The organism is Streptococcus suis (assembly GCF_019856455.1).
Taxonomy (GTDB): Bacteria; Bacillota; Bacilli; order Lactobacillales; family Streptococcaceae; genus Streptococcus; species Streptococcus suis_AE.
The window spans coordinates 770419-785219 of sequence record NZ_CP082205.1; the positions used below are offsets into that span (position 1 = coordinate 770419).

13 protein-coding genes are annotated in these 14801 nt (G+C 39.4%); 12 read left to right on the plus strand and 1 reads right to left on the minus strand.

Features of this window, described 5'->3' with window-relative positions:
- Entirely contained in the window at positions 1 to 1161 is a 1161-nt protein-coding gene (locus K6969_RS03885; RefSeq protein WP_171942648.1) for a MalY/PatB family protein, read from the plus strand.
- A gap of 31 nt (positions 1162 to 1192) precedes the next feature.
- Here K6969_RS03885 and K6969_RS03890 read toward each other — a convergent pair whose 3' ends face one another.
- Positions 1193 to 2032, minus strand: coding sequence for an AraC family transcriptional regulator (locus tag K6969_RS03890; RefSeq protein ID WP_029173563.1), 840 nt, complete (start codon positions 2030 to 2032; stop codon positions 1193 to 1195).
- Between the two features lie 105 nt (positions 2033 to 2137).
- Between K6969_RS03890 and K6969_RS03895 the strand changes: the two genes are divergently transcribed.
- The 11 genes from K6969_RS03895 to K6969_RS03945 all read left to right on the plus strand — a co-directional run bounded on the left by K6969_RS03895 (position 2138) and on the right by K6969_RS03945 (position 14800).
- On the plus strand, positions 2138 to 4312 hold the full coding sequence (locus tag K6969_RS03895; protein WP_009910494.1) for an alpha-galactosidase: 2175 nt from the start codon (positions 2138 to 2140) through the stop codon (positions 4310 to 4312).
- Between the two features lie 13 nt (positions 4313 to 4325).
- Entirely contained in the window at positions 4326 to 5561 is a 1236-nt protein-coding gene (locus K6969_RS03900; protein ID WP_024395034.1) for an extracellular solute-binding protein, read from the plus strand.
- Positions 5562 to 5698: 137 nt separating this feature from the next.
- Entirely contained in the window at positions 5699 to 6571 is an 873-nt protein-coding gene (locus tag K6969_RS03905; protein ID WP_002937313.1) for a carbohydrate ABC transporter permease, read from the plus strand.
- A 10-nt stretch (positions 6572 to 6581) separates the two neighbouring features.
- Entirely contained in the window at positions 6582 to 7412 is an 831-nt protein-coding gene (locus K6969_RS03910) for a carbohydrate ABC transporter permease (RefSeq protein ID WP_002937312.1), read from the plus strand.
- A 69-nt stretch (positions 7413 to 7481) separates the two neighbouring features.
- Entirely contained in the window at positions 7482 to 8930 is a 1449-nt protein-coding gene (gene gtfA / locus K6969_RS03915; protein WP_171942649.1) for a sucrose phosphorylase, read from the plus strand.
- 72 nt (positions 8931 to 9002) lie between these two features.
- Positions 9003 to 10619 (plus strand): glycoside hydrolase family 13 protein, encoded by a 1617-nt coding sequence (locus K6969_RS03920; RefSeq protein ID WP_171942650.1) that lies wholly within the window; start codon positions 9003 to 9005, stop codon positions 10617 to 10619.
- Positions 10620 to 10700: 81 nt separating this feature from the next.
- Positions 10701 to 11330, plus strand: coding sequence for a uracil phosphoribosyltransferase (gene upp, locus K6969_RS03925; protein WP_002937309.1), 630 nt, complete (start codon positions 10701 to 10703; stop codon positions 11328 to 11330).
- Between the two features lie 126 nt (positions 11331 to 11456).
- Complete coding sequence (locus K6969_RS03930) at positions 11457 to 12047, plus strand: ATP-dependent Clp protease proteolytic subunit (RefSeq protein ID WP_014638366.1); 591 nt, start codon at positions 11457 to 11459, stop codon at positions 12045 to 12047.
- A 126-nt stretch (positions 12048 to 12173) separates the two neighbouring features.
- Entirely contained in the window at positions 12174 to 12446 is a 273-nt protein-coding gene (locus tag K6969_RS03935; RefSeq protein ID WP_002937299.1) for a YlbG family protein, read from the plus strand.
- Between the two features lie 131 nt (positions 12447 to 12577).
- Positions 12578 to 13750, plus strand: a complete 1173-nt coding sequence (locus K6969_RS03940) for an ABC transporter substrate-binding protein (protein WP_171942651.1) — start codon at positions 12578 to 12580, stop codon at positions 13748 to 13750.
- A gap of 162 nt (positions 13751 to 13912) precedes the next feature.
- Complete coding sequence (locus tag K6969_RS03945) at positions 13913 to 14800, plus strand: branched-chain amino acid ABC transporter permease (RefSeq protein ID WP_029173565.1); 888 nt, start codon at positions 13913 to 13915, stop codon at positions 14798 to 14800.
- Position 14801: the final 1 nt, after the last annotated feature.

Below are 14801 nucleotides of genomic sequence, written 5' to 3' on the forward strand. Positions count from 1 at the left end.
ATGACCCAGTATAATTTTATAGATAGTCCGAATCGTCTATCCCAGCATGCGGAAAAATGGAAAAAAGTGGAGGCTGATCCTGAACTCTTACCTTTATGGATTGCAGATATGGACTTTGAGCCTCTACCAGAAATTCGCCAAGTTATCCGTGACTACGCAGATCATCATATTTTTGGTTATCCTTATGCTAGTGACAGCCTCTATCAGTCTATTATTGACTGGGAAGATAGACAGCATGGCTACAAGATTGAAAGAGAGTCCATCCTGCTCATCGAAGGAGTTGTTCCTGCTTTATCTGTGGCTATTCAAGCTTTGACAGAAGAAGGGGATGCAGTCCTAATTAATACACCTGTCTATCCACCCTTTGCGCGGACTGTCAAATTAAACAATCGTCAGCTAGTCACCAATTCACTAGTTGATGTGGATGGTATTTTTAGGATTGATTTTGACCAGCTTGAAAAGGACATTGTAGAGAATCAAGTGAAACTCTATATTTTCTGTAATCCCCACAACCCAGGTGGTAGAGTTTGGACAAGAGAGGAAGTGTTGGCTATTGGACGTCTTTGTCAGAAACATGGTGTTATCCTTGTCTCAGATGAAATACATCAAGATTTGACCTTGTATGGTCACAAGCATTATTCCTTTAACACGGTGGATGAAAATTTCAAAGATTTTTCAATTGTCTTATCATCTGCAACTAAAACATTTAACATTGCTGGAACGAAAAATAGCTTTGCTATTATTGAAAATCCAAGCATTCGTAAGACTTTTGCCAAGCGTCAATTGGCAAACAATCAGCATGAAGTTCCAACAATTGGTTTGTTAACCACAGAAGCTGCCTTCACTTATGGAGATGAGTGGTTGAAGGAGTTGAAGGTTATTTTGGAGAGAAATATAGACTTTGTTGAGGAGTATTTGGCAACCCATACAAGGATCAAGGTCATGAAGCCCCAGGGAACCTACCTCATCTGGCTTGATTTTTCTGCCTATGAATTAGAGCATGCGGAGCTCTTTGATATTCTTCATTGTAAAGCGAAGTTGATTTTGAATGATGGTTTGACCTTTGGTAAGGAAGGTAAGCATCATGCGCGTCTGAATGTAGCAGCTCCATTTGATGTCATTGAAGAAGCCTGTCAGCGACTTGGTAAGGTTTTTGGATAAAGAAATAAGGACTAGGTGTGAGTAAAATCACCTAATCCTTATTTTTTTGTATTTTTCTAAATTTTGTCGGGCTCATATGGAAATAATTTTTGAAGGCCGCACTGAAGGTGAGAGGGTCTTGGTATCCGACAGAATAGGCGATTTCAGTGATACTCCGAGAAGCATCTTCTAATAGTTGACAAGAACGATTCATTTTTACTTGTAAAATATAATCTTTGATAGAATAGCCAGTTTCCTGCTTAAAAATTTTATAGAGATAGCTTCGGCTTAAAGCTAGAAAATCTGCTATTTCAGAAACTTTAATTGGATGGGCATAGTGGTTATGGATCATCTTGATGGCTTGCTGAACATAGTGCTTGGTTTGTGTTTCAGGCTTAATTAATGTTTCACTGGGAAATTCCTCGATGAGTGCTGCTAAGAGTTGGTTGAGGTAGCCAATTAAGACCAATTCTGTGATAGAGGGGATGGGATGCATCTGAACATGGTTAATCTGATGCATGTAGCCTAGAATTGGTGACTCTAGATTGGAGTGGAGGTAGTAGTTTTCTAGCAGTTGACTTTGATTAAGTAGGTCTTTTGCTCGTGAACCACTAAAACCAACCCATATATAGGTCCACGGGTCTATATCATCAGCTTGATAGAAAATGGAAACATCCTTTGGAAGAATAAACAAATCGCCTGCAGCAAGGTAGCTTGTTTTTCCGTCAACAAGAATTTTCCCTTTTCCTTTTGTAATAAAATGCAGGACAAAATTATCACGGATAGTAGGACCGAAGGAATAGCCCTTGTCACATTGTTCGGCACCGTAATGGTCTACATTTAGGTCAAAGTTGTGACTATCAAGCTCGTTATAGATATTCAGAATATTCATTTCAATCCTCCTTAGGAAACATTATAACATGTTTTAAATACAAAAGACCATTAAATAAAGCGTTTTCATTTTGTAAAATAATAGCATAAAGAAGAGATGGGAGAGATGAATGTGATTGAGATTTATAATGAAAAACAGATTTTTCACCTGAAAACAAGAGAATTCTCTTATATCATCCAAGTGTTGGAAACAGGCGATCTGGTTCATCGTTATTTTGGGAAAAAAATCGAAAAATTTAGCGATGGAAACAAAATAACATATTTAGATCGATCGTTTTCTCCGAGTCCAATTACTGGGGATAGGACATACTCATTGGATGTCCTCCCACTCGAATATTCCAGCAATGGTCTGGGAGATTTTAGAACCTCAGCATTAGATGTTCGGAACGAATTTGGAGTCACTCTTGACCTAAAATACAAAGAGTATCGATTATACAAGGGGAAAAAAGAACTGAGGGGATTACCAGCAAGTTTTGGAAATCAAGAAGAGGTAGAGAGTCTTGAAATTGATCTTTACGATCAGTTGACAGATGTTACCGTAACACTTCAGTATTCTGTTTTTGAAGAAGCTTCCTATCTCGCACGGTCAGCTACAATTCAAACTGGCAAATATCCATGCAAACTAGAGAAGGTCTTGTCTGCAACGCTTGATTTTCCACATCAAGATTTCATTGTTCACAGCTTGGCAGGACGTTATGCTTATGAAAAAGAGTGGACACAGACCCCATTGACAAAAGGTCAGTATTCGATTGGTAGCATTCGAGGTGCTTCAAGTCACTCAAGAACACCCTTCTTAGCACTAGCCTCACCCGATGCAAGTGAGGACAAGGGCGATGTTTATGCAGCCCACCTTGTCTATAGCGGCAACTTTACAGCATTTGTCGAAACGACAGCCATGGAAACCAGTCGATTGGGACTAGGATTGGAAAGTCACTATTTCTCATGGCAATTGGATAAGGATGACCGGTTTCAAACTCCAGAAGTTCTCTTATCATACACTGATAAAGGATTTACTGGTATGACACAAAATAGTCATCACTTTATCACAAAACACCTCATTCGATCATCGTTTGTAAACAAACCAAGGCCCATTTTAATCAACAACTGGGAAGCAACCTATTTTGAATTTACAGAAGAAAAGATTTTACAGTTAGCTCAGGTTGCAAGTCGAGCTGGTATTGAATTGTTTGTTCTGGATGATGGTTGGTTTGGTAAACGAAACAATGATGAAAGTTCATTGGGCGATTGGAAAGTCAATTTGGATAAGTTGCCAAATGGTTTGAATGGTTTAGCAGACCGAATAAATGAGCTTGGCATGAAATTTGGACTGTGGTTTGAACCAGAGATGATTTCTATTGATAGCGATCTTTATCGTGAGCATCCTGATTGGGCAATTCGCACAGAAGGACGCTTACCAATCTACAGCCGAGAACAATTAGTTTTGGATTTGACCAAGCAGGAAGTCTGTGACTACATCATTGATAGCGTCTCTTCCATATTAGAATCAGCCAATATTTCTTATGTAAAATGGGATATGAACCGTAATATCACCAATATCCCTGAAGGTTTAGCAAATGACCAGCGCTTTGAGTTCCACCATCGTTACATGCTAGGTCTCTACCGTGTATTAGACCACCTCACAAAGCGGTTCCCGGATATTCTTTTCGAATCCTGTGCAGGCGGTGGAGGTCGTAATGATTTGGGAATCATGTATTACATGCCACAAGCTTGGGCAAGTGATGATACAGATGCGATTGAGCGCTTATCTATTCAAGAAGGTACTAGTTTGATTTATCCCCCTTCCTCAATTGGTGCACATGTTTCTGCCGTTCCGAACCATCAGGTTGGTCGGATCACACCTCTTGCTACACGAGGCAATGTGGCAATGATGGGAGGAGCATTTGGTTACGAGCTGGATTTAACGAAACTTTCGGAAAAGGAATTGGATGAAATCAGTCAGCAAATCGAAACCTATCACTCCATTCGTGAAACTATCCAATTCGGTCAGCTCTACCGTCTGAAAAAGACGAGCAATACCTGGGCTGCCAATTATGTTGGTCAAGATAAGAATCAAGTGGTCTTTACATTTGTAAAAATTCTTGCCAAGCCAGAAGCGCCTTTGCTTTATGTTCGGTTGAAGGGGCTAGACCCAGCTGCCCTATATGAATGCCCTCAATTAGGGGAAACTTTCTACGGGGATGAATTGATGAACATTGGACTCACCATGCCCCATGTTCAAAATGATTATTTTAGTGTACAATATATTTTTAACAAAATCTAGGAGGATTTTATATATGAAAATGAAAACATTTTTAAAATGTGCGTCAGTTTGTGCCTTTGCCAGCTTCTTGGTTGCTTGTGGGAATGCAAGTAGTAGCGATAAGGTAGAAATAGAATATTTCTCACAAAAACCTGAAATGCAGGCTACTCTTCAGGAAATTATTGATGATTTCGAAAAAGAAAATCCTACGATTGATGTTAAATTTTCAAATGTACCAGATGCAGGAACTGTTCTGAAAACCCGTATGGCAAATAACGAAGCGCCAGATGTCATCAACATTTATCCACAAAATGCGGACTTCAAAGCATACGCAGCGGATGGTCGTTTCCTAGAAATTGGAGATGATGCAGGTCTCAGTCATCTAAAAGATGGTGCTGTAACGCCATATCTTGTTAATGAAAAAAATTACACCCTTCCTTTGACAGCAAATGCCTATGGTATTTACTATAATAAGGATAAGTTCAAAGAATTGGGGCTCGAAGTTCCAACTACCTATGCAGAATTTGTGGCTTTGGTAGACAAAATCAAGGCTGATGGCAGTGCAGCACCGTTTGCTCTTTCATTGAACGATGCTTGGTCATTGAACGGCTACCATCAGTTAGCTTGGGTAACTGTTGCGGGTGGATTTGATGGTGCAGAAGATATTCTGATTCGTAGTGCAAAGGGAGCGATTCAAGATGATGCGACAACAAAAGCAGTTTTAGAACGCTTACAATTGTTGAAAGACAATGGACAAAAAGGGGCAACAGGCGCGCTCTATGCAGATGCGGTGGCAGCCTTTGCAGCAGGTGATGCTCTCATGCTTCCACAAGGTACATGGGCAGCTACAGCTGTAAACCAACAAGAACCAGAATTTGAATATGGTATGTTTACCTTCCCTGGCGATAAAGAAGGTGGCGACTATACCATCGGTGCAGCTGACCTTGCTCTATCTATTTCAGCAGATACAGAGCACCCAGAAGAGTCTAAAAAATTCCTAGAATACCTTTCTCGTCCAGAAGTTATCCAGAAATACTATGATGTAGATGGCTCACCAACTTCAGTTGAAGGTGTAGATACAGAAGGTAAGTTTGAAGAAACTGCTGGAGTGACACAATATGCCTTCACTGACAAACACGTAGTTTGGTTGCAATCTGAATGGGAATCAGAAGATGAGTTCTGGAATATCACTGTTGAAATGGTTAAAAATCCAAACTCAGCAGAATTAGTGAAAAAACTGAATGCATTCTTTGATCCGATGAAAAAATAATTCAAGAAAACTATAAGGAGGGCTAGAACAGCCTAGCTCTTCTTTATAGTTGCTTAGGGTCAGTTTGAATCCCCCCTAACCACTCCATTCAAACTGTCCCTAAGCAACTATACATTATAGAAAAAAGGAGTATCATGATGAATCAAAAAGGTTTTATTGCCAAATATTGGCCCTATCTATTTGTTGCCATACCAATTGGTCTACAGTTAATCTTTTTCTTCTATCCCTTATTAACGGGAATCTATTATAGTCTGACGGATTGGAATGGATTGACATCAGATTTCAGCTTGATTGGCGTTCAAAACTATCTAGATATCTTGAAGAATCCTGATTTTTATACGTCTATGACTTTTACCATTATCTTCACCATTGGTTTGGTCATCGGAGAAATTGTTATAGGGATTTGGTTGGCTAGTCTCCTCAATCGTAAGATTAAGGCGGTTGGTTTCTTTAGAACATGGTATTTCTTCCCAGCAGTGCTATCCACAGTCACTTTAGGCTTGATTTTTGTTCAATTGTTCAACTATGGTTTTACACAGATTGGAGAAATCCTTCATATCGATTGGTTGATGGAAAACTTATTGGTACAAGAAAATACTGTAATTCCAGCCGTACTCTTTGTTGCTCTCTGGCAAGGGTTGGCTATGCCAGTCATCATCTTCTTGTCTGGTTTACAAAGTATTCCAGAAGATGTGAAAGAAGCAGCTGCAATCGATGGTGCAACACGCTCTCAACAATTCTTCAATATTGAACTTCCATTCTTATTACCATCTATCAGTATGGTTTTTATCTTGGCAATGAAGTCAGGTTTGACAGCATTTGACCTTATCTTTGCACTGACAAGTGGTGGCCCAGACGGCAAAACAGAATCCTTGGGTTTACTCGTTTACAACTATGCCTTTGTAGACAACAAATTCTCTTATGCCAATGCTTTGGCTGTAGTACTCTTCATCTTCATTATTGTCATCTCATTGATTCAGATGAGAATTTCGAAGAAATTTGAAATTTAGGAGGACAGACATGAATACTCAAAAACAGAAAAATTGGTGGGTCTATCTCGTGCTCTTCAGCGGTATTCTCTTCATGTTTATTCCGCTACTTGTGACGATTATAAGTTCATTCAAACCAACCAAGGAAATCACGAGCAACTTCTTTGGTCTTCCTGAAAATTTCACCTTAAATAACTACGAACGCCTGTTTAATGATGGGATTGTACAATATTTTGGCAATTCTGCCTTGATTACAATTGTAGCTGTTGGCTTGATTCTACTTGTTATTCCAATGGCAGCTTTCGCAGTAGCCCGTCAAATGAAACGCCAGACAGTGTTTAACTTTATCTACTTTTTCTTGATTATTGGGATTTTTGTACCTTTCCAAGTGATTATGCTCCCAATGACCAAATTAATGTCAAGCCTTGGTTTGAACAATATTGTCGGTTTGATTATTCTATATTTGACCTATGCAGTTCCTCAGGCCCTCTTCCTCTACGTCGGTTATATTAAGACCATTGTTCCTGAAGAAATGGATGAGGCTGCAGCTATTGATGGCTGTGATAAATTTACTATGTACTGGAAAATCATTTTCCCGCTCATGAAACCCATGCACGCAACCGTTTTGATTATCAATGCCCTCTGGGTCTGGAATGATTTTCTCTTACCGCTCTTGGTTTTGAATCGTGATCAAAGCATGTGGACGTTACCTCTTTTCCAATACAATTACCAAGGCATGTATTTCAGTGATTATGGACCATCATTTGCTTCATATGTTGTGGGAATTATCCCAATCCTACTTGTCTACCTCATCTTCCAAAAACATATTATTTCAGGTATGACAAGTGGTTCTGTCAAATAATTACAAAGGTTGACTTGTTCAACCTTTTCTAAAAAATAAAAAAGAAAAGGCTTACAAAGGAGAATGTCGATGAAAATTAAAAACCAAGCTATGTTGATTACCTATTCTGATAGTTTAGGCAAGAATCTCAAGGATTTGAAAAAAGTTCTTGAGGGACCATTAAAGGATGTTGTGGGAGGTATTCACATTCTACCATTCTTCCCATCATCAGGTGACCGTGGGTTTGCACCAATGGATTATACAAAGGTAGACCCTGCATTTGGAGATTGGTCAGATATTGAAGCATTGAGTAAGGACTACTATCTGATGTTCGATTTTATGATCAATCATATTTCAGCCAAGTCACCGTATTTCCTTGATTTTCTTGAAAAGAAAGATGAATCAGCTTATGCGGATTTGTTCATTCGCTATAAAAACTTTTGGCCAAATGGTGAGCCAACGCAAGAAGATGTTGATTTGATCTATAAGCGTAAACCTCGTGCGCCATATCGTATTGCAACATTTGCTGATGGTAGCGAGGAGAAGGTATGGTGTACCTTTGATGAGCAGCAGATTGATTTAGATGTGACAACGGAGACAACCCGTCGTTTCATCCAAGAAAATTTGGAACAGTTGGCAGAGCATGGTGCTTCGATCATTCGTTTGGACGCCTTTGCTTATGCCAATAAAAAAATAGGAACCAATTGTTTCTTTGTGGAGCCTGATATTTGGGAAATGCTACATTTTCCACGTCAGTTATTGGCGCCAAAAGATGTAGAAATCTTACCAGAAATTCATGAACACTATACCATTCAGCAGAAAATTGCCGAGCAAGATTATTATGTTTATGATTTTGCCTTGCCAATGCTGGTTCTCCACGCTTTGTATTCTGGTCATGTCAATCGCCTGGTGCACTGGATGGAGATTTGCCCTCGCAAGCAATTTACAACTCTTGATACACATGATGGAATCGGTGTTGTGGATGTTAAGGATTTGCTGACGGATGAAGAGACAGAGGAGACACGTGAAGCCTTGTATGCACAAGGTGCCAATGTCAAGAAAATTTATAGTACAGAAGCCTACAATAATTTGGATATTTATCAGATTAACTGTACTTATTATTCTGCCCTTGGCAATAACGATCAAGCTTACCTATTAGCGCGTGTTCTTCAATGTTTTGCACCAGGTATCCCACAGATTTACTATGTTGGTTTACTTGCAGGTGAAAATGATATTGAACTTTTGGAATCAAGCAAGGAAGGCCGCAATATCAATCGCCATTACTATGATTTAGAAGAAATTGAGCAGGAAGTACAACGTCCTGTGGTACAATCCTTGTTCAAACTCCTTAAATTCCGCAATACAAGTCCAGCTTTCGACGGAGAGTTCTCTGTTAAGATGTTGGATGAAACAAGTATGGAAATTTTCTGGAATAATCAAGATGCAGGGGTAACTGCCCGCCTAACAGCGAATCTAAAAGAAAAATCCTTTGAGATTGTTGAAATAGAAGAGGGCAAAATTACCACAATTGAGTTATAATATAATTATATAGAAAGAGGGGGATTCCTCTTTTTCTTGCGTAAATAAGATTGCACAGAAAGGATTAATCAAATGCCAGAAATACAAAAAACAGATTGGTGGAAGAAGTCCGTCATTTACCAAATTTATCCTCGTAGTTTTCAAGATTCAAATGGAGATGGAGTAGGGGATATTCGAGGGATTATCAGCCGATTAGATTATCTCCATGAGCTTGGAATTGATGCTATTTGGCTCAGTCCTGTTTATCAGTCCCCCATGGATGACAATGGTTACGATATCAGTGACTACCAAGGAATTGCTCCAGAATTTGGGACCATGGAAGATATGGAAGAGCTGATTGCAGAAGGCCATAAACGCAATATTAAAATTATCATGGATTTGGTGCTCAATCATACCTCGGATGAACATTTCTGGTTTCAAGAAGCCCTCAAAGGACCAGATAATCCCTATTATGATTATTATGTTTGGGCTGATGAGCCGAATGAATTACGCTCGACCTTTTCAGGCTCTGCTTGGGAATACGTTCCACATCTGAACAAATACTATCTCCACCAATTCTCTGTTAAGCAACCAGATCTGAACTGGAAAAATCCTGCTCTGAAACAAGAAATCTGGGATATGATCAATTTTTGGATTGAAAAAGGTGTCGGCGGTTTCAGGCTAGATGTAATTGATTTGATTGGAAAAGAACCAGAAAAATTAATTACAGCCGATGGACCGACTCTCCATCCACTTATTCAGGAATTAAATGAGAAAACCTTTGGTGCATACGACTTAGTGACTGTTGGGGAAACCTGGAGTGCCAATCCAGAAAATGCTCAGTTATATTCGCATCCTGACCGAAAAGAATTTTCGATGATTTTCCAATTTGAACATGTCGGACTTGATCAGCAGGAAGGGAAAGAAAAGTGGGATTTGGCACCGCTTGACCCAGCTCGTTTACATCATGTTCTATCCAAATGGCAGACTGAACTGGTTGGTAAAGGCTGGAATTCACTTTTCTGGAATAACCACGATTTACCTCGTGCCATTTCTCGCTTCGGTGATGATCGACCTGCATTTCGTGAGCTAAGTGGTAAAATGTTGGCTATCTATCTTCATTTTATGTCAGGGACACCTTATATCTACCAAGGTGAGGAAATTGGTATGATTAACACACCAATTACTGATATTAGCCAAGCGGACGATATTGAAACACGTCGCATGTATGCGGAACGGATTGAAAATGGCTTCACCAAGGAGGAATTGATTACTTCTATAAATGCCAAAGGTCGTGATAATGCTCGTCGTCCAATACAATGGACAGGAGCAAAAGGAGCCGGCTTCAGTACAGGTCAAGCCTGGCTGGCTTTGGGAGATACTGTCAAAGACATCAACGTTGAAAAAGCACTTGCAGACAAACAATCACTTTTTTATACCTATCAAAAATTAATTGCTCTTCGGAAAGAGTATCCGTGTATGTCTGAAGGAAAATATGAAGTGATTGAGACAGGGAACAACTTAGTAATGGCCTACCGTAAATATGATGAACAGGATGATTTCATCATTCTGGTAAATTTCACAAGTGATGAGCAAGCCTTCGATGTATCAAGTGAAGGGTATTCCATGTTTATGCATAATTACGAAAATGGTGTCAATTTGGATGAGAATGTTCTGAGACCTTTCGAGGCGATAGTTTTTAAAAAATAAGTTACTCAGTTTTTCTTTTCCCATGCTTTTTCATGAATTTTTGGTAAAATAGAAAAAACAAAAAAGAGAGGTTTTATCATCATGGGTAAATTCCAAGTCATTTCACACCCACTCATTCAGCATAAGTTGTCTATCCTTCGTCGTACATCTACTTCAACAAAGGATTTTCGTGAGTTGGTTAATGAAATCGCGATGCTGATGGGTTACGAAGTTTTGCGTGACTTGCCACTTGAAGATGTGGAGATTGAAACGCCAATCACTAAAACAGTTCAGAAACAAATTGCAGGTAAAAAATTAGCTATCGTACCAATTCTTCGTGCAGGTGTTGGTATGGTTGATGGTTTGCTAAGCTTGGTACCAGCAGCTAAAGTTGGTCACATCGGTATGTACCGCGATGAAGAAACCCTTCAACCCGTTGAGTATCTTGTGAAATTACCAGAAGATATCGACCAACGCCATATTTTTGTAGTAGACCCAATGCTTGCCACAGGTGGTTCAGCAATCTTGGCTGTTGATTCCTTGAAAAAACGTGGCGCTTCAAATATCAAATTTGTTGCCCTAGTTTCAGCTCCAGAAGGAGTCAAAGCTCTTCAAGAAGCTCATCCAGATATTGATATCTACACGGCAGCTTTGGATGAAAAACTCAATGAAAAAGGCTACATTGTTCCAGGTCTCGGTGATGCTGGGGATCGTTTGTTCGGTACAAAATAATGTCTTTGAGAAATCAGCTTTGCTGGTTTCTTTTTGATTTCCAGAAATCGTGTTTTTTATTTGACCAATTTTGACTAATTCTATATAATGGGTTCATACTTGTTATTGAAATAAAGGAGGATTCGTATGATTCCAGTAGTTATTGAACAAACTAGCCGTGGTGAACGTTCTTATGATATTTATTCACGCCTATTGAAAGATCGTATTATCATGTTGACAGGACCAGTTGAGGATAATATGGCAAATTCAATCATTGCCCAGTTGCTTTTCCTTGATGCCCAAGACCCAACCAAAGATATTTACCTTTATGTAAATACACCTGGTGGATCTGTATCAGCTGGTCTAGCTATTGTAGATACTATGAATTTTATCAAGGCTGATGTACAAACAATCGTCATGGGGACAGCTGCCAGCATGGGTACAATTATCGCTTCAAGTGGTGCCAAAGGCAAACGTTTCATGTTGCCAAATGCAGAATACATGATTCACCAACCAATGGGTGGAACAGGTGGCGGTACACAGCAAACGGATATGGCCATTGCAGCAGAACACTTGCTCAAAACTCGTAACAAATTGGAAAAAATCTTGGCTGACAATTCAGGAAAAACAGTGAAACAAATCCATAAGGATGCAGAACGCGATTACTGGATGACAGCAGAAGAAACGCTAGCTTACGGATTTATTGACCAAATTATGGACAATACGAAAGTCAAATAAGCAGTGACAAATATGTAATAACACTGACTATTCCTATTAGCTCCAACTCTTTTACAGGTAGTTGGAGCTTTTCATTTATCATTGAAAACGGTATAATATAGAAAGAGAATTTTTAGAGGAGAAGACATGTTTGAGAAGAAAAATCGTACTTGCTTAACTGTCTATTTACACTACAATCGTGATGCACGTAAACTCAGCCAATATGGAGATATTGTTTACCATTCCAAACGCTTGCGATATGTTTTGGTGTATATGGATCAAGAACTAGTAGAAGCTACCATATTAAAATTGAAAAAGGAACGTTTTGTAAAAAAAGTGGTTCCTTCATACATTAAGGAATTAGACCAAAACTTTGTAGGTAATCTATGGAGAGATGAAGAACCATCAGTCGTAGGATAGTCGGAATTAGCAGGTATGTATCTCCTGCTAATTTTTTATTTTTAAAATTTTTTCTTTTTTTGTTGACAATTTTCAGATAATTCAGTATATTGGATACATCGTAAAATTTAAGAAAGATTTAAGGAGTTTTCATGAAAACAAGAAAATTTGCAGTAGCGCTTGCTACATTTGCCTCTGCAGCTCTACTCGCTGCATGTGGTAATGTTTCGACAACCAATACTTCAGCCGCAGGTTCTTCTGTAGGTGATACATTTAAAATCGGCTACAACTTGGAGTTGTCAGGTGCTGTCTCATCTTATGGTCAAACAGAGGAAAAAGGCGCCAACCTTGCCGTGAAAGAAATCAATGCTGCGGGTGGTATTGACGGTAAAAAAATCGAAGTGATCACAAAAGACAACAAGTCTGAAACAGCAGAGGCAGCTACTGTTGCAACAAGCTTGGCAAGTGAAGGGGCAAACGTTGTGATTGGCCCAGCTACATCAGGAGCTTCAGCAGCCTCTATTCCAGCATTGACATCTGCTGGTGTTCCTATGATTACTCCTTCAGGAACTCAAACAAACTTGGTTGTGAACGATAAAGGTGAGGTCCAAGAATATTTCTTCCGTACAACCTTTACAGATGGGTATCAAGGTCAAATTATGGCTAAATACGCTACTGAGAACTTGTCAGCTAAGAAAGTTGTTCTTTACTTTGACAACTCTTCTGATTATGGTAAGGGTGTAGCAGAGGCGTTCAAGAAAGCATACACAGGAGAAATCGTTTCAGAAATCACATTTGCTTCTGGCGATAAAGATTTCCAAGCTGCTTTGACAAAATTGAAAGATAAGGAATTTGATGCTATCATCATGCCTGGTTACTACAATGAAACAGGTACAATTGTGAAGCAAGCTCGTGGACTTGGCTTGAATCAACCAATTCTTGGTTCAGATGGTTTTGACTCACCACAATTTACTGAATTGGCAACTGCATCAGCAGCATCAAATGTTTACTACCTTTCTGCATTTGTAACATCAGCAAGTGAAAAAGCCAAAGCATTCTATGATGCATATAAGAAAGAATACAATGAAGAGCCATCAATGTTCTCAGCTCTAGCTTACGACTCAGTTTACATGGCAGCAGAAGCAGCAAAAGGTACAGCTGATTCAGCAGCAGTGAAGGCTAATCTTGCAGCTCTGAAAGACTTTGAAGGTGTGACTGGTACAATGTCTGTTGACAAAGAGCACAATGTTGTTAAATCAGTTTATGTAGTAGGTTTGACAGACGGTAAGCAATCTTCAGTTGATACTGTATCAATTTCAGAATAATCGAGGGGGCTGGTTTATCCAGCCTTCTCTGCGTTTTTCCCAAGTTTGAAAATGTTTAGGAATTATTAAAAAATATCAAGTAACTTGCTTATTTTCAGAAAATTTTGTATAATGTAACAATGCTATTGAGCTCGAAAAATATTTAGAAAGATTGGTGAACCTATGCTTCAACAACTTGTCAATGGTTTGATTCTTGGTTCTGTTTATGCCCTTTTGGCCCTTGGTTATACCATGGTGTACGGAATTATCAAACTCATTAACTTCGCCCATGGTGATTTGTATATGATGGGTGCTTTTATGGGGTACTTCCTATTAAATAATTTAACTTTTATTGCAGATGGTGGAACGCGTTTCTTTGTTGCTCTCATTCTAGCGATGGTAGGGACGGCTATTCTCGGTGTCGTTATAGAGTTTTTAGCCTATCGTCCTTTGCGTAATTCAACGCGTATAGCAGCTTTGATTACGGCTATCGGTGTATCCTTCTTCTTGGAATACACTATGGTCAAATTCTTTACAGCAGACGTAAAAGCCTTTCCACAAGCAATCGAAGCTGTGACTTTTAACCTTGGTCCAGTTTCTGTTACCAATATCCAGTTGATTATTCTTGGTGTATCGCTTGTGTTGATGGTCGCTCTTCAATTAATTGTCAAACGTACAAAAATGGGAAAAGCCATGCGTGCGGTCTCTGTAGATAGCGATGCAGCTCAGCTAATGGGGATCAATGTAAACCGTACAATCAGCTTTACTTTTGCTCTTGGTTCAGCTCTTGCGGGGGCAGCGGGTGTTCTCCTAGGTCTCTACTATAACCAGATAGAGCCTTTGATGGGGATGACGCCAGGTCTGAAAGCCTTTGTTGCGGCAGTATTGGGCGGTATCGGTATTATTCCAGGTGCTGCGCTTGGTGGATTTGTTATCGGTATTATTGAGACATTTACATATGTAGTCGGTTTGGATACTTTCCGTGATGCGATTGTTTATGCTGTATTGATCATCATCCTCCTTGTTCGTCCAAGTGGTATTCTTGGTAAAAATGTGAAAGAGAAGGTGTAAC